The organism is Nonlabens sp., from assembly GCF_051251825.1.
Taxonomy (GTDB): domain Bacteria; phylum Bacteroidota; class Bacteroidia; order Flavobacteriales; family Flavobacteriaceae; genus Nonlabens.
On sequence record NZ_JBPOGG010000008.1, the window covers coordinates 58,785 to 78,278 of the forward strand.

At 36.4% G+C, this 19,494-nt stretch carries 14 protein-coding genes; 5 read left to right on the top strand and 9 right to left on the bottom strand.

What is annotated here, in order from left to right; translation table 11 throughout:
• Nucleotides 1-91 precede the first annotated feature (91 nt).
• Nucleotides 92-844 (top strand): helix-turn-helix transcriptional regulator, encoded by a 753-nt coding sequence (locus tag ACSHWW_RS10725; protein WP_435682454.1) that lies wholly within the window; start codon nt 92-94, stop codon nt 842-844.
• On the opposite strand, the gene ACSHWW_RS10730 is transcribed toward ACSHWW_RS10725, so the two are convergent.
• The 3 genes from ACSHWW_RS10730 to ACSHWW_RS10740 form a co-directional block, all read right to left on the bottom strand.
• The gene (locus ACSHWW_RS10730; protein WP_435682455.1) at nt 841-1,299 is read right to left on the bottom strand and encodes a hypothetical protein; all 459 of its coding nucleotides are present in this window, start codon (nt 1,297-1,299) and stop codon (nt 841-843) included. The two genes, ACSHWW_RS10725 and ACSHWW_RS10730, sit on opposite strands and share 4 nt — an antisense overlap.
• Entirely contained in the window at nt 1,300-2,022 is a 723-nt protein-coding gene (locus ACSHWW_RS10735; protein WP_435682456.1) for a phosphodiester glycosidase family protein, read from the bottom strand.
• Nucleotides 2,023-2,120: 98 nt separating this feature from the next.
• Nucleotides 2,121-2,681, bottom strand: coding sequence for a hypothetical protein (locus ACSHWW_RS10740; RefSeq protein WP_435682457.1), 561 nt, complete (start codon nt 2,679-2,681; stop codon nt 2,121-2,123).
• A 203-nt stretch (nt 2,682-2,884) separates the two neighbouring features.
• Between ACSHWW_RS10740 and ACSHWW_RS10745 the strand changes: the two genes are divergently transcribed.
• Both ACSHWW_RS10745 and ACSHWW_RS10750 read left to right on the top strand, forming a co-directional pair.
• Nucleotides 2,885-3,754, top strand: coding sequence for a helix-turn-helix domain-containing protein (locus ACSHWW_RS10745; protein WP_435682458.1), 870 nt, complete (start codon nt 2,885-2,887; stop codon nt 3,752-3,754).
• 166 nt (nt 3,755-3,920) lie between these two features.
• Nucleotides 3,921-5,300: an NAD-dependent succinate-semialdehyde dehydrogenase gene (locus ACSHWW_RS10750; protein WP_435682459.1), complete on the top strand. Its 1,380-nt coding sequence runs from the start codon at nt 3,921-3,923 to the stop codon at nt 5,298-5,300.
• A gap of 174 nt (nt 5,301-5,474) precedes the next feature.
• Here the strand turns inward: ACSHWW_RS10750 and ACSHWW_RS10755 are convergent, their stop codons facing one another.
• Nucleotides 5,475-6,014: a hypothetical protein gene (locus ACSHWW_RS10755; protein WP_435682460.1), complete on the bottom strand. Its 540-nt coding sequence runs from the start codon at nt 6,012-6,014 to the stop codon at nt 5,475-5,477.
• Nucleotides 6,015-6,020: 6 nt separating this feature from the next.
• Nucleotides 6,021-9,698 (bottom strand): phosphoribosylformylglycinamidine synthase, encoded by a 3,678-nt coding sequence (purL, locus tag ACSHWW_RS10760; RefSeq protein ID WP_435682461.1) that lies wholly within the window; start codon nt 9,696-9,698, stop codon nt 6,021-6,023.
• 171 nt (nt 9,699-9,869) lie between these two features.
• Between purL and ACSHWW_RS10765 the strand changes: the two genes are divergently transcribed.
• Nucleotides 9,870-10,871, top strand: coding sequence for a hypothetical protein (locus tag ACSHWW_RS10765; RefSeq protein WP_435682462.1), 1,002 nt, complete (start codon nt 9,870-9,872; stop codon nt 10,869-10,871).
• A 132-nt stretch (nt 10,872-11,003) separates the two neighbouring features.
• Here ACSHWW_RS10765 and ACSHWW_RS10770 read toward each other — a convergent pair whose 3' ends face one another.
• Both ACSHWW_RS10770 and ACSHWW_RS10775 read right to left on the bottom strand, forming a co-directional pair.
• Nucleotides 11,004-13,025 carry an endonuclease gene (locus tag ACSHWW_RS10770; RefSeq protein WP_435682463.1) on the bottom strand — a complete coding sequence of 674 codons (2,022 nt, stop codon included), beginning with the start codon at nt 13,023-13,025 and terminating at the stop codon, nt 11,004-11,006.
• Between the two features lie 56 nt (nt 13,026-13,081).
• Nucleotides 13,082-14,290, bottom strand: coding sequence for an RsmB/NOP family class I SAM-dependent RNA methyltransferase (locus ACSHWW_RS10775; protein ID WP_435682464.1), 1,209 nt, complete (start codon nt 14,288-14,290; stop codon nt 13,082-13,084).
• A gap of 140 nt (nt 14,291-14,430) precedes the next feature.
• On the opposite strand from ACSHWW_RS10775, the gene ACSHWW_RS10780 reads away from it, so the two are divergent.
• Nucleotides 14,431-15,507 carry a WD40/YVTN/BNR-like repeat-containing protein gene (locus ACSHWW_RS10780; RefSeq protein ID WP_435682465.1) on the top strand — a complete coding sequence of 359 codons (1,077 nt, stop codon included), beginning with the start codon at nt 14,431-14,433 and terminating at the stop codon, nt 15,505-15,507.
• Between the two features lie 280 nt (nt 15,508-15,787).
• On the opposite strand, the gene ACSHWW_RS10785 is transcribed toward ACSHWW_RS10780, so the two are convergent.
• Together ACSHWW_RS10785 and ACSHWW_RS10790 are read right to left on the bottom strand one after the other, a co-directional pair.
• Nucleotides 15,788-17,224 carry a DUF6794 domain-containing protein gene (locus tag ACSHWW_RS10785; RefSeq protein ID WP_435682466.1) on the bottom strand — a complete coding sequence of 479 codons (1,437 nt, stop codon included), beginning with the start codon at nt 17,222-17,224 and terminating at the stop codon, nt 15,788-15,790.
• A 69-nt stretch (nt 17,225-17,293) separates the two neighbouring features.
• Nucleotides 17,294-19,486 (bottom strand): B12-binding domain-containing radical SAM protein, encoded by a 2,193-nt coding sequence (locus tag ACSHWW_RS10790; RefSeq protein WP_435682467.1) that lies wholly within the window; start codon nt 19,484-19,486, stop codon nt 17,294-17,296.
• Between the last annotated feature and the right edge of the window lie 8 nt (nt 19,487-19,494).

The following is a 19,494-nucleotide window of genomic DNA, read 5'->3' on the forward strand; positions in this document are numbered from 1 at the left end:
TTTATCTCGCTTTCGCGAAAGCGTATTCAAAGTTTAACTTGTAGGAACAAATTATTTTAATAGTTTTACTATCGATTAGGGAAAAGGAATTATGAAATCATCAATAGAGTTACATAAAAATGAATTGAGAGCGACAAGCTCCATTGTAGAACAGGATCTTCAAGCGTTTTTAGAGAATTTTGAAAAGCTCGCAAATAATGGAATAAATTCTAATTCTATTTACTATGTGCTGAATTTACAAACTATGAAATATGATTTTATAAGTTCTGTATGTCAGTCTTTTACGGGTTTAGAAACACATCATTTTTATGATAAAGGAATTGACATCCTTGCAGATATTATGTTGCCCAAAGATTTAAAAGCTCTAAGTAACAACCTTTTTCCTTCTATGAATGCCTCAATTGAAGACCTTTCTCTAGAAGATAGGCAAGCGGTTGTTTTTGAAATTCATTATCACATGGTTAATAATGAGACTGGTAAAGTTACGCCTGTGGTAGAATATAGTTCCTACGCAAACTTTGATAAGAATGGCAATCCAGGTGTTTCTACAGGGATATGTTATGAGTCCATTTTTGACATTAATGGAGTGCGAGGTTTAGTAAGAGTGAATAGAGAAGCTAGCCAGGAAACAATCTTTGATCAGACCATTCACTATTCATCTTATGTGCTTACTAAAACTGAGAAGAAAATTGTAGATCATATGTTAAGCGGTAAGACTAAAGATCAAATCGCCGAACTTGAATTTGTTTCACCTCATACCGTGAAAACACATATTAAGAATATTTATAAAAAGCTAGATATCAATAAGCTATCTGAGTTAATGAGCTATTTTAGTAATAACTAGTTTTTTATTTTAAAAGTAGTAAATGTAATGCGCTGTTTTTTAAACAGTAAATCTACTTTTACCTCACCAGGATTATAGATAAATTCTTTTTCTTCCTTTGAAAGGATAAAATCGATTTTAGTAATATATCGATTAGAGACATTTGAATAATCAGATTCAATTTCTTTAGTGTCTGATTTGATAAGATGAATAGTCTTGTTATTCTTATGGTAATCTAGTGTTGCTCCTTTGATAGTCTTTATCGGGAAACTAGACAGTACTGATAAGTTGAGGAACTCATAACCTACGAGTTCTTGAAAATCTGCAAAGAGTTCTCCTTGATCACAGTCGGCTATAAGGTAACCTGTGATTTCATCGATGAGATTTTCAGTAAAATCATCAACATGTGTACGTTCCATGGCTCTTATATTACCAAATCTCGCCAGTACTAAATCTATAGTTTTAAGTAGTTTCATCTATTTTGTTATTCCTAATATCACTCCAAAGTTACCATCCATTTGCTCAACTCCTTGTTCAGAATCATAAATTCTAGGAACAAATCCGTCCAGATACAAGGCGTTTTTACAACCTTGATCTTTAAAGAAAGTAGCCAGATCATAAAAATTGATTTTCTCTTTGGACAGGACTAAAAGTACATTACCATCTGGTAAAATACCGACGGCATTACGTAGGTGTATATTTTTAGAACCTTTATTAAGAGCTGGATGAAGTTCTCCTTCTATTACGAGCATAGGTCCTGATTGAGTAGCAAATTGTAAGTTTGATATGGAAACGTCAGTACTGGTTTTTACGACTGCCTTACTATCTTTTGTAATTCCAAAAACGCCATTAGGTTGAAGATAGAAATTCCCAAAAGCTTGTTGAACGGTATCTATTTGCTTTAAAATAATTCCGTTTTCAATATACAATCCCTGCGGACTTTGATCCTTCAAGTACATTCCGCCATTCATGGCATAAGTCAACTGGTGACCATTTTCTTTTACATGTTCTTGAAGTTGATTAAAAGTTCCTATAACAGCATCATCATCGTTTTTCCAGTAGAACTGGAGTGTTTCATTTTCTAGATCCACGACCTTAATATGAAAGCGATCGTCTATAATTTGAGGACTTTCTTGAGCACATGAATGGCACATCAACAATATGCAGGCGCAGGAAAGAAGCAATTGAAATGATTTCATGTCTAAATATAACAGAAAAACATAAGCTTAAGATTATAACCAAAAAGAGGCTACTTTATAAAAGCAGCCTCTTTCTAGGTAAGTTTCTAATCAATTTCTTAGATAGAGAAGCTTTTATAAAAAGTTCTGTCTCCAGTTTTCATAATAGCTACATAATCACCTTTTTTATCTTGAGATAATTGAAAGATGCGATTTAACACTCTATTACTTGACAATTGCTCTTCATGAATTAATTCATTGTTATAGTAAATAGATATTTCTAGAGTTTCCTCACTTGTTGTTAGTTGAGATACAAAAAGCTGATTGGATCTTAAAGCAGCAACAGGTTTGAAAAAAGTCTCTTCACTAAAGAAAGTAACTACGCTGTTTTGAACTTGAAATGATTTAATTAAAATCTCACTGTCTTTGTTCAGTTCGATATTATAATTTCCATTATCTAAAGATGTTAAATCAAAGTACTGAGTATAAGTTCCGCTAGATGCAACTTGCTCGCTATAAAGAGTAATGTCAGACGCGTCTTTAATAGATAGTAAGTGACCTTTCTTAACGTTAGTGAATTCTACAGTGGTAACGTTTTCACCTGGACTAGTAGTGGTTAATTTAGTTGCGTAGCTTGTTAACGTGGTTAACATTAAGGCTATAAGGATTATATTTTTCATAGTGTTCATTGTTTTCATTTTTAATAGTTATTTATATTAATTTACAGGACAAAATTAAAGCACTATGGGTGCATACGAAACAACAGAATTCATCTGTTTATATGCTAAATTGATTTTAAAGAGCTTACTATAACGGTTTCGTATGAATATAACATATAATTAAGAAAATTAAACCGACCTTTGTCATGCTTAAAATTTCATTTATGTTTCATAAAAACCCAACTCTTAAAAAAGTAAATCCTGTTTTTGGGAATTCTGTTTTTGTACAAAAAAGTACTGCAGAGCGCAGCGAGATGAAACCTTTCTGGCACTTTCATCCAGAGATTGAACTAGTTTATGTGGATGAAGGAAAAGGAAAGCGACACATAGGGAATCATATGTCTTATTACAATCACAGTCAATTATTGCTCATAGGTTCTAATTTACCTCATATAGGTTATACAGACCGACCTAATCATGGATCTGAATTGCTTGTACAATTTTTACCAGACTTTTTAGGGATATCATTCTTAGATGTGCCAGAAATGGCACCCATAAAACAACTCTTTGAAAGAGCTAAGAATGGTTTGCTTTTCAAAAAAGAAACTAAAAATAGGCTAGGTGCAAAAATTCATGAATTAAATAATGTAAATGGATTTAATAGAACGATCTTGTTACTTCAAATTCTACATGATCTCGCCACAACAGACGATTACGAAATTCTCAATGCCGAGCACTTTACTTTTGAAACAGAATTACAGGACAACTCTAGAATTGAAACCATTTATAAATTTATCAATCAGAATTTTCAAGATCAAATTGATTTAGAAACTATTGCTAACGAGGTAAGTATGACCATACCGGCATTTTGTCGCTACTTTAAAAAGACTTCTGGTAAAACATTTACTAAGATTGTAAATGAATACAGAGTCGTTCACGCCACAAAATTACTCTCAGAAAGTACCATGAGCATCGCAGACGTTTGTTTTGAATGTGGTTTCAATAACTTCTCTCATTTCAATAAAGTCTTTAATGAGATTACAGGAAAAAGTGCAAGTAAGTATCGTGCTGCATTGAAACAGATATTGAGTTAATAATACTTCTTGTAATTATTGTTGTCTCAATTTTTCAAATTAACATTTCTTCTCGTTTATGTTAATAGGCTTAAAATGTATAGTTAAATAATAGCCTAGCGTCAATTAATTCTTATTTAATTAACGCCTGTGTTGTGATTATACTCATAAATTTAAAATAAAAATTATGAGCAATACAATTACTACTATAAATCCAGCTACAGGGAAAGAGATCAATAGCTATGAGTTCATGACTGAAACTAAAGCAATGGAAGCTGTAGAAAAATGTAATAAAGCATTTTTAGAATGGAAGTCTTTGTCCATTGATGAAAGAGGTGAAATCATAGCTAACATAGCAAAGAAATTTAAGGAACATAAGGAAGAGTTTGCTTTACTAATGACCCAAGAAATGGGTAAATTATTGAAGCATTCCAATCAAGAAATAGATCAATGTGCTGCAATTTGTGAGTACACAGCCAAAACTGGTGCAAATGAATTAGCAGATGAAGAAAAAGAATTAGCAAATGGCGGAAAGGGAATTGTAACCTATTCACCACTTGGGATTATTTATGGAATCCAACCATGGAATTTCCCTGCCTATCAAGTGGTACGTTATTCCATAGTCAATTTAATGGCTGGAAATGGTATTATTTTAAAACACGCTGAAAATGTCACTGGAAGTGCCTTGAAATTAAAGGAGATTTATGAAGATGCTGGATTACCTAAAGACTTATTTACGGTACTAATTATAAATCATGACGTCAGTGAAAAAGTTATTGAACACGATCTTGTGCGTGGAGTCACTTTTACAGGAAGTGCAGGCGCAGGAAGCAAGATAGGAGAGCAAGCAGGTAAAAACTTAAAAAAGACCGTTCTCGAGTTAGGAAGTAATGATGCATATATAGTCCTAGAAGATGCAGATGTTGAAATGGCCATAAAAACTTGTGTACGTGGACGTATCTACAATAATGGTGAAACCTGCGTAGCTGCAAAACGCTTTATAGTGGTAGATGCCGTTTATGAGGAATTTAAAAAAGGATTTGTAGAACGTATGTCTAGCATAAAACTAGGCGATCCTACAGATGAGAACTCACAACTGGGACCTATGGCTCGTAAAGATTTAAGAGAAAAGATTCACGAACAAGTTGAAAAAAGTGTGAAAAAAGGAGCTGAGGTTCTATGCGGTGGTAAGTTACCCGATGGTGACGGATTCTATTATCCATCAACGGTTTTAAGTAATGTAAAACCAGGACAACCGGCTTATGATGAAGAATTATTTGGGCCAGTAGCATCATTAATTAAAGCCAAAGATCAAGATGATGCGATGCGCATAGCAAACGATAGCAGATTTGGTTTAGGTGGTGGAATATTTTCTAAAGATGAAGATAAAGCCATTGAGTTAGCGCAAAAGCATTTTGACACAGGAATGGTATTTATCAATTCTTTTGGGACTGCTCAAGTAGATATGCCTTTTGGTGGAGTAAAAGACTCTGGATATGGTAGAGAACACGGTGGCTTTGGAATTAAAGAATTTGTAAATGCTAAGGCAATTAATATTTTGAAGTAGATTTCTAGGTCTTAGTATTTAAAAACCACCGTGTGAGCGGTGGTTTTCTTGTTTATGTATGTATAGATTAAGAAATGTATCACAACCTATGTATGTCAACCTTTTCTCTCCCATAAATTTGCGATATCAAATTATCAGGGATCTGAAAGGAGCTATTTTATTGAATTTAGTAACCTAAATCTTCTTCACCTTTTTAAGTAGAAGTTGATGTAATTCCTTTTTCTCCTCAACCGTTAAAGACTTTGTAGAGAAGTTAATTGAACCTGCTGGATTTCTTAAGAATAGAAATAAAAAGCCTTTATTTTCTGTAAACGAACTCACTAAATTCCATGAAACTGAAAAATTTTGGACATCGGAAGTAAATGAAATGCCATCTTCATTGATTCTATATTCTGTAGTTTGAGACTTTTTACCTAAAATAAACGCAAATTCTTGACGTAACTTTTCTGTAGACTTAATAATTCCTCTTAGAAATCTATAATTAAAAAAGGCAGCTGCTAGTAGTGCTAAGCCTAAGAATATCATCGGAAATGAATCATTTCTTTTGCTAAAGTCATTGATTAATGGAACTAGACCGATAACACAAAAAACCAAACCACCAATAACTAGAATGCCTAAATGTAAAAGATGTGGTTTATAAACCATCTTTTTGAAGACCTGAAAGGATTCCAATTCATTTTCTCTAGCGGTGGTCGTTTTGATTATTAATTCCAAAATATTTTATTTATTTCCCAACCAAACTCGGGCATTCACAAACGCCTCAACCCAAGGAGTCACTTCATCATTCTTGCGATCGTTAGGGTAGTGCGCCCAATTCCATGAGAATGTAGAGCGTTCTAGGTGTGGCATCATCACTAAGTGACGTCCATCTTCACTGTTGAGCATAGCCGCGTTAAAATCAGATCCATTAGGATTTGCTGGATAGTTGTCATAGCCATAGGTTGCTGGGATTTGATAAGCACTGCGGTCTTTAGGGAAATGGAACTTTCCTTCTCCGTGTGCGGCCCATATTCCTAGTTTGCTTCCTTCAAGCGATTGAAGCATGATAGAGTTGTTTGTCGCAATTTCTACACTGGTGAAATTACACTCAAACTTTCCAGAATCGTTGTGCAACATCTTAGGTTTTTCGTCGTGATCTGGATTGATCAATCCTAGCTCTACAAAAAGCTGACAACCATTACAAACACCTATACTCATAGTGTCAGGTCTTGCAAAAAAGTTTTTCAATGCTGTGTTTGCTTTCTCATTATATAAGAATGCTCCAGCCCAACCTTTGGCACTTCCTAGAACATCACTGTTTGAGAAACCACCGACTGCGGCTATGAATTGTACGTCTTCTAGTGTTTCACGACCAGCAATTAAATCGGTCATGTGAACGTCTATGACTTCAAATCCAGCGAGGTACATCGCTCGTGCCATTTCACGTTCAGAATTACTTCCTTTTTCACGTATTACGGCTGCTTTTACTCGTTTTTGAGGTAATTCTGGCAGTTTTCCAGTGAAATGTGATGGAAATTTAAATTCTAGTGGTTGGTTTACATAGTTCAGTGCGCGTTCATCTGCGGTGCCATTAAATGACTGTTGTCTGTCTAATAAGTGTGATGTTTCATACCACACATCACGCATGTCATCTACGTCTATGATGAATTCGTTAATGTCCAGAACAGCTTCATCTATAGCTTTTCCTATTTTAAAGAACGGTACGCCAGTTTTAGATAATTCTTCTTCCACGCTTTCGTCGGTAACTTGGAGTACGATTCCAGCATTTTCTGCAAATAATACTTTTACCATATCGTGACCTACCTGAGCAAAGTCCAGTTCCATTCCTACCTGTTGTGATGGGAAACACATTTCTAGCAATGTGGTGATGAGTCCACCACTGGCAACGTCATGTCCTGCAAGTACTTTACCTTGTTTTATGAACGATTGGATCGTGGTAAACGCTTTCGCGAAAGCGTTACTATCAACAATAGTAGGGCACTCACTACCTATCTTATTTTGAGTTTGAGCAAAGCTTGAACCACCTAATTTATGGTCATCGCCACTCATATTTATGTAGTAAATAGGCGCGTCATAATTACGTTGTAAAACAGGTTCGACAACGTTAGAAATATCATCGCAAGCACCTACAGTACTGATGATTACGGTTCCTGGAGCAAGCACATCCATGTCTGGATATTTTTGTTTCATGGATAAACTATCCTTACCAGTAGGAACGTTGATTCCTAGTTCGATGGCAAACTCGCTCACGGCTTTAACAGCGCTGTATAAGCGAGCATCTTCACCAGGATTGTTACAAGGCCACATCCAGTTAGCACTTAAACTCACGCCTTTGAGACCTTTTTCTAAAGGTGCAAAAACCAGATTAGTCAGTGACTCTGCAATCGCGTTGCGAGAACCAGCAGCAGGATCGATTAATGCGGCAACTGGTGCGTGACCTAGCGTAGTGGCCACACCGTTTTTACCGTTATAATCCATCGCCATAACGCCTACGTTATTTAATGGTAATTGTAGCTCACCACATGTTTGCTGTTTTGCAACACGACCTGTTACACAGCGATCTACTTTATTAGTCAACCAGTCTTTACAAGCAACGGCTTCTAATTGTAAAACGTTATATAAATAGAGTTTAAAATCTTTACCGTCATAAGCTACTGGTGCATACTTACGGTCGATCGTTTTATCATCCATGATGGTTTTAGGACTAGAACCGAACATATCTTCTAGTGCCAAATCCATAGGACTGCGACCATCTTTTTCACTAAAAGTAAATTTATTATCTCCAGTTACTTTACCTACTTTATATAAAGGTGCGCGCTCACGAGCGGCAATTTCTTCTAATTGTGGCGTGTCGCTAGGATCCATGACTAATCCCATACGTTCTTGAGATTCGTTTCCTATCAATTCTTTACGAGATAGTGTAGGATCTCCTACGGGAAGTTTGTCGGTATCTATAATTCCACCAGTTTCTTCTACGAGTTCAGACAGGCAATTCAAGTGTCCACCAGCACCGTGATCGTGAATGGATTTGATAGGATTGTTGTTGCTTTCAACCAGTCCACGTATTGCGTTTGCAGCACGTTTTTGCATTTCTGGATTAGAACGTTGCACGGCATTTAATTCCAGTCCAGAATCTAGTGCGCCAGTGTCTGCGCTACTCACGGCAGCGCCACCCATTCCTATTCTATAATTATCTCCACCCATAACGATGATGTCATCGCCAGCGTCTGGAGTTTTCTTTAAAGCTTGTTCTTTTTTACCATAACCTATTCCGCCGGCTTGCATGATGACTTTATCAAAACCTAAATAACGAGGATGAGACCCTTCGACTGCGCTCAGGGCGACATCGCTGTGCTCGTCGTGTTCAAAAGTTAATACAGAACCATTAATTAATGGCTGTCCAAACTTGTTCCCGAAATCGCTCGCACCGTTTGAGGCTTTTATCAAAATATCCATAGGCGTTTGATAGAGCCATTTACGAGCTTCAAATCCTTTTTCCCATGGACGTTCATCATTCAATCTAGAATAACTGGTCATGTAAACTGCTGTACCTGAAAGCGGTAGAGAACCTTGTCCACCAGCTAATCGATCACGTATTTCTCCACCAGAACCTGTTGCAGCACCATTAAATGGCTCTACGGTTGTTGGGAAATTGTGAGTTTCGGCTTTCAATGATATTACCGAATCAAATAAGCTCGTTTGATAAACGTCTGGTTTGTTTGCTGTTTTAGGAGCAAATTGCTCGGCTTGTGGACCTTCTACAAATGCTACGTTATCGCTGTAAGCGCTTACTATTCCGTTAGGATTTTGCTTACTCGTTTCTTTAATCAGCTTGAATAGGGAAGAAGGCATTTCTTCACCATCGATGATAAAAGTTCCATTAAATATCTTGTGACGGCAGTGCTCAGAATTCACTTGAGAGAATCCAAAAACCTCACTATCAGTTAATTTACGCCCTAATTTTTCAGAAAGTGCAACGAGATAATCGATTTCATCATCACTTAAGGAAAGACCTTCCTGCATGTTATAAGCAGGAATATCATCTATTTCCAGCACGCCTGCAGCCTCTACATTAATGTCAAATTGTGATTGATCCAATCCATCAAATTTTTGCAATAACATTTTATCATACTGAGAGTTCTCTTCACACTTATGGAATTCTTCAATACGCTGGATTCCATTAATTTCCATGTTTTGGGTGATTTCCACCGCATTTGTGGACCATGGAGTTATCGTAGTAGCGCGCGGTCCTGTGAAAAACCCAGTAACTGATTGTGAATCTAGTTTTTCTGCACCGGCAAAAAGCCATTGTAATTTCTGATGATCTTCCTCAGAAATAGGTGCTTGGGTTTGAACTGCATATAGTGACTTAGATGGATTACCGTAGAAATGAATCATTTGTGAGCGCTTTTGTGGGCTTATAAACTCAATTTTTTTGAGATTTACAAAGATACTTTTTTAGGTATTTAAATTGGTGGTTTCCGCTTTCGCGAAAGCAGAATTATTAACCAACTTTAAACATAATTATACATTTATATCAATAGAATATCTTTGAGCTAAATTTCACTCATGAATTTCATCAAGATTATACTTTTATTACTATCGTTTTTGCTCATCACAAGCTGTGGTTATAGTGAAACAGAAGATGATAAATATCCTGATATGGCTGAGTTTCCAGCTGTAGATGGCGATGGAATAGAGTTAGAGAAGTATCATATCAATTTTGATGAAGTATATTTATTTGAGAAGGATTTATTAGGAATCTCATTTAATGAAAAAGAAATCTATGCGGTAACCATGGATCAAGGATTTAATAAAAGAGATTCTGTCCAAATCACAGAGTATTACTACGTTTCTCCAAATGGTTTTATTTATTACAAGAAGGAAAATGATGTGATGGTTAAGGTGCATTATAAAACCAAAAAATCGATAGATTTAGATTTGCATCCGTTTTTTAAAGAGGATTTTTATGAGTCCAAGCTTGCTGAGTTAGCTCCTGGATATGACTTTAAAACATTTGATAAATCAACTCAAAAATTTGAAGATTCTATTGCAAGAGTCGCAGCACAATTAAATTATGATCAGATAGAATCAAAAGTCCTTCCCAATCTTCTTGCTTATAAAGTCATCGATAATGATTACTACATGACCGGTTCATACAGCCATCCTGGTGGTACAATCCTTATATATTCAGATGTTGAATATTACATGCCTAAGAAAATACAGGCTTACACTTGGAATACTAAATTTGGCAATAGAATAGATTGGTTGTCACATTTTGAAGAAGTCTCAAACTTACCTGATGTTGAAAAACTAAGCACTTACCAGTACAGAACAGATGATTTTCTAACTGTTTTTGATCAAGCGATTATAGAAAATAAAAGCTCTGGTAATCATTATGCTTTTGGTTTTTCCCCAGTAACTTATGACTACCTCAATCTCGACGTAGATGGGGAAAAGGCAACCTTTAAAGCCTTTGATACAGAGTTTGACCTATTTAAAAGTCCGGATAGTACCGCAATTATCATTCATAGTGATCAAAAAGGATGGTATCGAGTGAGGAGTTTTTAAATTTTAAAGAAGTCAAATGGCAGTTCGAGAGCAGCCTACCTGCCAGCAAAGACAGGTCGAGAACAGTTTATTAAAATCTATATCAAAAGAGCCTCCATCGAGGCTCTTTTTTATAATTTATAGAGTCGTGGTTTATTGAACAAACACTTTAAAAGTCTTGCTCTGACCTTGATAGGAAACATTTATAAAATAAACTCCTGGACGATCTATTACTAAACCTTCATTGTGTGTATAGTTGCTTTGGATTTGTCTTCCTGCAACGTCATAAACGCGTACTTCTTCTACTAAATAATCATTGTTGAAATCAAATCGGCCACTTGATGGATTAGGATATACACTTAAGTTCAGTAACATATTATCCTCGATACTCGCAGTACCACCAAAGGTGTGCATGCCTAAATCACTAGAATCATCTTGTGCAAAAACATCCCATTCTCCGACCTTGTCAAAAACAACATTTGGAGAAGTGACACTTGATTTACGCACTAGAGTTTCATTTGCAGCAAAGGTGTTACTACTGTTATTGTCACCGACTATATCTAATAAGGTACCAGCTCTGAAAAGACCTACTGCGTCGTTACCATTAAAATCTAATGGTCCACCATTACCTACTAGAAGATCTGCCTGAGCCAGTATAGCCGAGTTTGCATTTCCACGTGCCAATACGTAAACGTCTTGATCTGCAAGCGTACCAGATAAGCTAAGTGGAAGAGTCCATGATCCACTACCGTTTTGGCTTATTTCTAGAGTGTAATTAGATAAATCTACAGGAGCACCTGTAAAGTTTGCTATTTCGATTGCTTTATTAGTTCCGCTTCCTTCAATGTATTCAGATATAAACAAATCACCTGCGGCACCAGATCCACCGTTAGGATAAGTTACAATTGTAAAATCATCAGGTAGATTATCACCATCAGAATCATTATTTGTAAAGTTATTAGGATCATCACTGGCAACATTTAAAGTTCCAGTTGTTCCCGCAGCATTATAATCTGCGGCAAGTAATAATTGATTAGTAATACAACCACATCCATTACTTGCATCAGCAGCAGTGAGCACATACGTAAATGTTCCAAATGGATTATTTACAGTCTGTCCAGCAGCAAGACTTGCTAATTGATTTCCAGGATTAAAAGATCCTAAAGGAGATGTTGCTCTCAAGTTATACATAGTTGTAGTACCGATGTTTGCGATGCTATAAGTGTATTGAATTTCATCTCCAGCATCTACTAAACTATTGGTATTAATATCTATATAATTTCCTGAAAGCGTAGGGAATAGGCTGCCGTTTCCAGTATTAGTAGAAGCAGTCCATATCATGGTTACATAAGATGGATTATCTATGTAAGGATTACGATTATTTTGATGTACATAAATATCGTTATTACGGTCTATTTCTTTTTGACTTACTGGATCTTGAGCGTGCCAGTCTAGTAATAAATCAACGTACCATTGCTCATAAAATTGATCACTGGAACCATCTCGAGGATTGTTAGCACTAGCATTTGCAGCATCCCAACCAGAATCATTGATATTAGATTCATATCGAGTAGCAAAATATAAAAGCATGCGGGCGATATCACCTTTAAATTCATCTATAGGTTCAAATACAGTCCCGTTAAAACCAGTAGTGATAGAAGGACCACGTCTGCTACCATTCATATAAGTAGTTATAGAAGCACCATTAGGATTCACATTACCGAATGGTAAACTACCACGTCCACCATTCACAAAACCATCTGTAGGAATCACATGATGTGCATCGCTACGCATAGGTTCATTCTGACTGAAAAATCCTTGCGGGAATATATGTTCTCTATTATAACAATCTGCTTCACTATTATAGTTTCCACAATTTGAACTCGTCCCGATAATCCAGTTGTACGGATCTGCTCCAGTAGGATTTTCAGAATACATATCTATTAATGTATTGGTTTGAGTACCATTATCATAATACTCATCATTGTCTGAGGTATTATAAAGAGTAATTAACGAGTTGTAGCTCTGAGCGCTATAACCATTTGTTATAATGTTACTCAGTTCTGTTTTAAGAGGATAACCCGTTAAACCATTTGCTGAGTTGTAATATCCAGCAGGGATTTGCCCTAAAGCTATAGAGCTTATGAAAAGTATAAAAAGTACGATGTTTTTCATAGAGTATATTATTTCGCTTTTACAGTAGCGGTATATTTATTAAATAGTCGTAAAAACTACTTTTTCTTCATTAATGCCATATAGAAACCGTCAAATCCGTCTCTATGCGATAGCAATGATTGTTCCTCAACAAGTTCAAAAGTTGCACCAGCCTCAGAACTCAAGAAAGTTTGCACTTGATTCTCATTTTCTGATGGAAGAATAGAACAAGTTGCATAAACCATCATTCCGTCTGGTTTTACAACGGTACTGTAACGCTGTAAAATATCCTGTTGCGTTTCTTTAATTTCTTCAATAAACTCTGGTTGCATTTTCCACTTAGCATCTGGATTGCGACGTAGAACACCTAATCCACTACATGGAGCATCTATTAATAAGCGATCTATTTTACCAGCAAGTTTCTTGATGACCTTAGTAGAATCAATCAGTCGTGTCTCAATGTTATGAGCGCCAGCACGACGTGCACGACGTTTTAATTCATTGAGTTTGCTTTGATAAATATCGGTAGCGATCACCTGACCTTTATTTTCCATTAAAGCCGCAAGGTGTAATGACTTTCCACCAGCACCAGCACATGCATCCATGACACGCATTCCAGGTTCTACCTGCAAGAATGGTGCAATAAGTTGTGAGCCAGCATCTTGAACTTCAAATAATCCGTCCTTAAACGCTTGAGTTAAAAACACATTTGAACGTTCTTTTAAGATGAGTGCATCACCAAATCGTTCTTGTTGCTCCACACCGATCTCCTCAGCAAGTAATTTCTCTTTAAGTTCTTTAGGAGTAGTTTTTAAGCTATTTGCCCTTAAAACTACGCTTGCTTGTTTATTAAGCGCAGCAGCTTCTTTTTCCCATATTCCGCCTAACTCCTTAAGAGCCAGTTCATCCATCCAGTCTGGGAGTGATTCTCTGAACACACGTTTTTTACTCAGTTCGTCAAAACGGCCTTTAATCCTACGTTCTGGAGTATTATAATATTCTTCCCACGCTGGAACAGAATGTCCTTTTAATACAATCCACACCGCAGTCATGCGCCATAAATCTACTGGTTTGAATGGTTCACGTACATTGGCAATCTCTGCATACAATCGCTTATAACGTACTATGTCATAAGTAGTTTCTGCAATAAAGCCTCTATCGCGAGAACCCCAACGGGTATCGCGTTTTAATATTTTTTGAATCGCTTGATCTGCATATTTACCATCGTTAAATGTGTTATGCAATGCGTCTACGGTAGCCTGAACTAAATTATGATGAAATCTCATTTTGCAAAAGTACGTTTATTGCTGCGTTTATGTAAAAATTGGATGGCGTTTTTTAAGCAGTAGGGATGATGTTGGGCACGCTTTCGCGAAAGCGTATCCATAATAACTCGTATCATTAAAAAGGTCATTATTTTTGCAACATGAAAAAACTACTATTTATCCTCGTAATATTATCTGTATTATCCTGTAAAGAGTCTGATAATAAGACTGCTATAACAGAAAAAGCAGCTCAAGAATTCACTGATGCTTCTATAGAAATCACTCCTGTACTTACCGATTCTATAAGTGTGCGTGCTCTAGATTATGGAAATGGTAATTACTGGTATGCTGGTAGTAAAGGTAGTTATGGTAGTATAGATGCGGCAACAGGAAGCGCAACTCGTGGTGTTATAAAGTTAAATGAAGATGAGGAAGTTGAGTTTAGATCCATAGCGACTACTCCTAATTATACATATATACTTACGGCTGGAAATCCTGCATTAGTTTACAAGATTACACAGAAGGATGGAAGTGTGGAACACGTTTATACAGAGGTTGAAGATCGAGTTTTTTATGATTCTATGAAATTCTGGAACGATGAAGAAGGAATCGCGATGGGCGATCCTATGGGTGGTTGTTTTTCAGTTATTAAGACTTATGATGGTGGTAAAACATGGGGAAAGCTACAGTGTACTGAAATGCCAGACTATGTTCCTGGTGAAGCGGCTTTTGCTGCGAGTAATTCAAATATTAAGATTTTAGGTGATCAAGTGTGGTTAGTTACTGGAGGCGCAATGGCGCGTATTCTTTATAGTGATAATCGCGGTTCTAACTGGCAAATTTTTAATACGCCATTTATTGCTGGTGGTGAAATGACTGGAATTTATGCGGTTGATTTTTATGACAAGGACTTAGGAGTAATTATAGGTGGAGACTGGAATAAGAAAGAAGATAATACCTATAATAAAGCAATCACACGTAATGGTGGGAAATCATGGAACTTAATATCAAATGGTGATGGACCTGGATATTGTAGTGACATCATCTTTATTCCAGATACTGGTGGAAAAGAATTGCTCGCTGTGGGAACACCAGGAATATGGTGGAGTAAAGATCAAGGAGCAACTTGGAAAAAAATGAGTGAAGAAGGTTTCTATACGGTAAGAATGATTGATTCCTCAACCGGTTATCTTGCAGGTAATAATCGCATATCTAGCTTTACAATATCAAGAAAATAGAGGATAAATAATCAAATTATTTATAAGTCACAAAATAGATTATCGACGAAATGCATCTTTTTACAAATTATAATTAATTGTAAAACAACCATTTAACGTTTTAACGATGTTATACTCGATAAAAAACAAGGATTAACTGCGGTATGTTTGAACCTCGCTGTATATTTGACACGGTTTAAGTAAATAAGCAAAGTCTTTGAAAATATAAAACGTTGTTTATTAAAATAAAGCGGTGGAGATCGCTTAGAAAGAGAGGAGAAGTCCTCTCTTTTTTTTTGTCCTAAATTCTGGGATGTGTACGTTCCCAGTTTCTAGCTACTTGCGGTTCTTTTTTCAAGTATTTTATATACTGAGTAACAAGAGTATTTGAAACCTCTTTAGGTTTGGTTAAGTCACGCTCGTTGAAATATACTTCTAATCTAGAACCTTCTATAATTCCCCAGTTCACACGGATCCATATTCCTAAACCACCGGCGTCTGAGTTGTATTTTTCGGGCTGGTTTTCTAATTTTACTAATAACTGTCTTTCCTTAGGCGGCATTACCTTGTCTAGAGTTATGAACGCTTCTTCCATATTTCTAGGAATATAAATGCCGTTAATAGTATCTAATTGTTGACGATTGATACGTTTTGCAATTGCGGCCTTATCATATGCGATTTTTTCATCACGAGATACGTTGTCATTTGCATTGCGATATGCCGTACCGTAATAACTAAAGTATTGTTTAGGCAAAACATTGTCGATAGTAGATGGCTCAAATTGAATTTCATCTATGTACTTAATGAGATCTTTTTTATCAAATTTAGAATCTAGATCAATAGTTGATATTTCAAAAAAGCCAAAGCGAGTCATATAACCAGTCATCGCAACATTATAAAGTTGAAATTCCTGTGCTGCTTTTTTATCGTTTTTAGAAACAGATTTAAGATTGAATTTACGTTCCAGTAATCTGTTCAATGTCTCTCCAGAGGATTGTTCTACAAATTGATCAATGGTCATTCTGGTTTTGGGAACATTTAAAATTTCAGTTTTGGGACTTTTAAAAGATTTAATAAAAGGATGTAATTTTTCAAAATCTACATTCTTTTCTAGAACTTGATCGTTAATGTGAAGTACACTGATTTTTTTCTGACCGCTTACGGTATAAATAATGTTGTCTTTAAGAACAAGAGATTTGTGATGCAACCATTCTTCGTCCTCGTCCATGCTGCGCAGCACTTTCTTATAATCTGACTTACCGTAATCACTTCTTTTGTAATCAATTACAGAGTCATAATTATTATAAAGAACGGTGCAATTGTTTTCTTTTTCGCCACAATCTGCGTATTGAGCTGTGGTAAAGCTGCCTACTAAAACACCTTCTTTGTAAACCACTACGTTGTCAAATTCTTTCTCTGGTCGGTATTTTTTATTGTTGTAATAAATGACAATCGTACCATCGTTAGAAATAACAGTTCGTGTGCTGTTATCTAGTAATATATCAAAGGAGCGCGGTATTTGATACAGCAATTGCTCACCTTGATAGACGTAAGAAACTCCGTCTATATTACCTGGCGTGTTATTAAACGCGATTGATTTAATTCTATACGCACCGTTTTCAGATTGCGTTTCAGACACTGGAATGCTATTAAAGCCGTCCTGTGCCGTCGCTATTGTTGTCCCTACCAACAATAACACAAGCGCTAGAAGGCACTTGTAGGTTACATTTCTTTTCATGCCTACAAAATAGCATAAAACTATATCGATGTCAACTGATTATAGGTGCAAAACTTTGAAATGACCGATTTATAAGATTAAAAACCCATTTTCCTTAAGTTCTTCCATCGGATTTGAAAACCAAAAGGTGTCAAAATGATTCCAGTGTTCTTCAAAACTCGATTTCATCGCTCCGTAAGTCATCGGTTTTTCTTGAGGAACTACCTGTTGCAATTGCTTCATCAACCAGTCAGCTTTATCTTCCTCGAGTTCTATTTCAAACCAAGTTGCGGCATTATGAAATTGTAATTTTAAGGTAGGTATTTCATTTCCTTTTCTATGAATTGTAGAACCTGCAATAAGTGGTTCATTGCCTAGCCAGACGAGTTTGTGGTTAGACTTAGGTACTCGATACGTTTCTTCGCTTAAACATTCTTGGATATAAAATGTATCAATCACCGTTTGAGGGATTGCAAACTCAAACCATTCTTGTAAATCGAGTTCAAAACCGATGCCGTGCATGTAGTTGAATAATGATTTTTTTAAACCATAACTGAACTGCTCATGATCTACTCCAGTAGGATCCGTAAACTGCACATCATTATTTGCAAAGGTGATAGGCTGGAGTAGTGGTGTGATCCCAAATTCATCTGGATTCATTCCCACAGGACTGTGTGCTGTTAAAGCAAACTGATGCCAAAATCCCGATTGTATAATGCCTAATTCAAACAGCTGTCTTACCATTTCCAGACTGTCTACCGTTTCTTGAACGGTTTGTGTAGGATAACCATACATCAAGTAAGCATGCACCATGATTCCAGATTCGGTTAAGTTTCTGGTGACTTGAGCTACTTGAGAAACGGTAACTCCTTTATCAATTAATTTCAATAAACGATCTGACGCTACTTCTAATCCACCAGAAACAGCTATGCAACCACTGGCTTTTAATAAGTGACATAAATCTTGAGTGAAGTTCTTTTCAAATCTGATATTAGTCCACCATGTCACCGATAGTTTTCTTTTTAAGATTTCCAAAGCCACAGCTCGCATTAATGCTGGTGGTGCCGCTTCATCTACGAAATGAAAACCACTTTCTCCCGTTTGAGCAATCAGCTCTTCCATGCGGTCCACTAGAATTCCAGCCGCAACTGGTTCATAGAGTTTGATGTAGTCTAAGGAAATATCACAAAACGTACATTTTCCCCAATAACATCCATGCGCCATAGTCAGCTTATTCCAGCGTCCATCGCTCCATAGACTATGCATAGGATTTGCGATTTCTATGACAGATATGTATTGATCCAGCAGCAAATCGCTGTAGTCTGGTGTTCCTATTTGGCTCTGTTTATAATCGCTGGCTGTGCTGTTGTTTTTATAAACGACTTCATTATTTACAAGAAAGAATGTGCGTTTAAATACGCGTTCTTCATTCTGATTCATCACATCATTTGCAATCAACTCCAGCGGTAATTCTCCATCATCGAGAGCTATGTAATCTATAAATTCAAACACACGCACATCAGTGATAGAGCGCAATTCTGTATTTGCAAATCCACCACCGAAGGAAATTTTAATATGTGGATGCTTCTTTTTAAGATACTGACCACATCTCAAGGAACTGTATAAATTCCCGGGAAACGGAACCGATAAACAAACCAACTTAGGTTGTACTTCTTGAATCCTTTTCTCAAGAATTTCTAGGGTGATTTCATCAATAGTAGTGAGGTCACTTTGTAAGTGATCATAGATTTCATCAAAACTATTGGCACTCATTCCTAAACGTTCCGCATAACGACTAAAGCCGAAGTTATCATCCACACATTCCTTGATAAAATCTGATAGGTCTTCTAAGTACAGAGTTGCGAGATGCTTGGCCTTATCCTGCATTCCCATGTTCCCAAAAGCCCATTCCATATCGTCCAGTTGCTCAAATCGAGAAGCTCTAGGTAGGTAATTATGAGTGCAAATTTGGCGAGCAAGCGTGTCATTATGACCTTGTAAAAAGGAAATTACAGGCTCAAGTACTTGTAAATACTGTTCTTGTAATGCATAAATACGCTGGCTGTTTTGAGATGTAATACGCTCATTATCAAATGCTTTTTCAAACATCGATTCCATTCCGTTTTTAGAAAATAAAGCTAGAATTACTTCTATCCCTAAATCCATTTGGAACGCGCTCATTCCTTTGGTATTCAAGAAACCTTTAATATAAGCCGTCGCTGGATACGGTGTATTCAGTTGGGTAAACGGTGGCGTGATGAGTAATAAATCCCTTTGTTCCATAAAGTCGG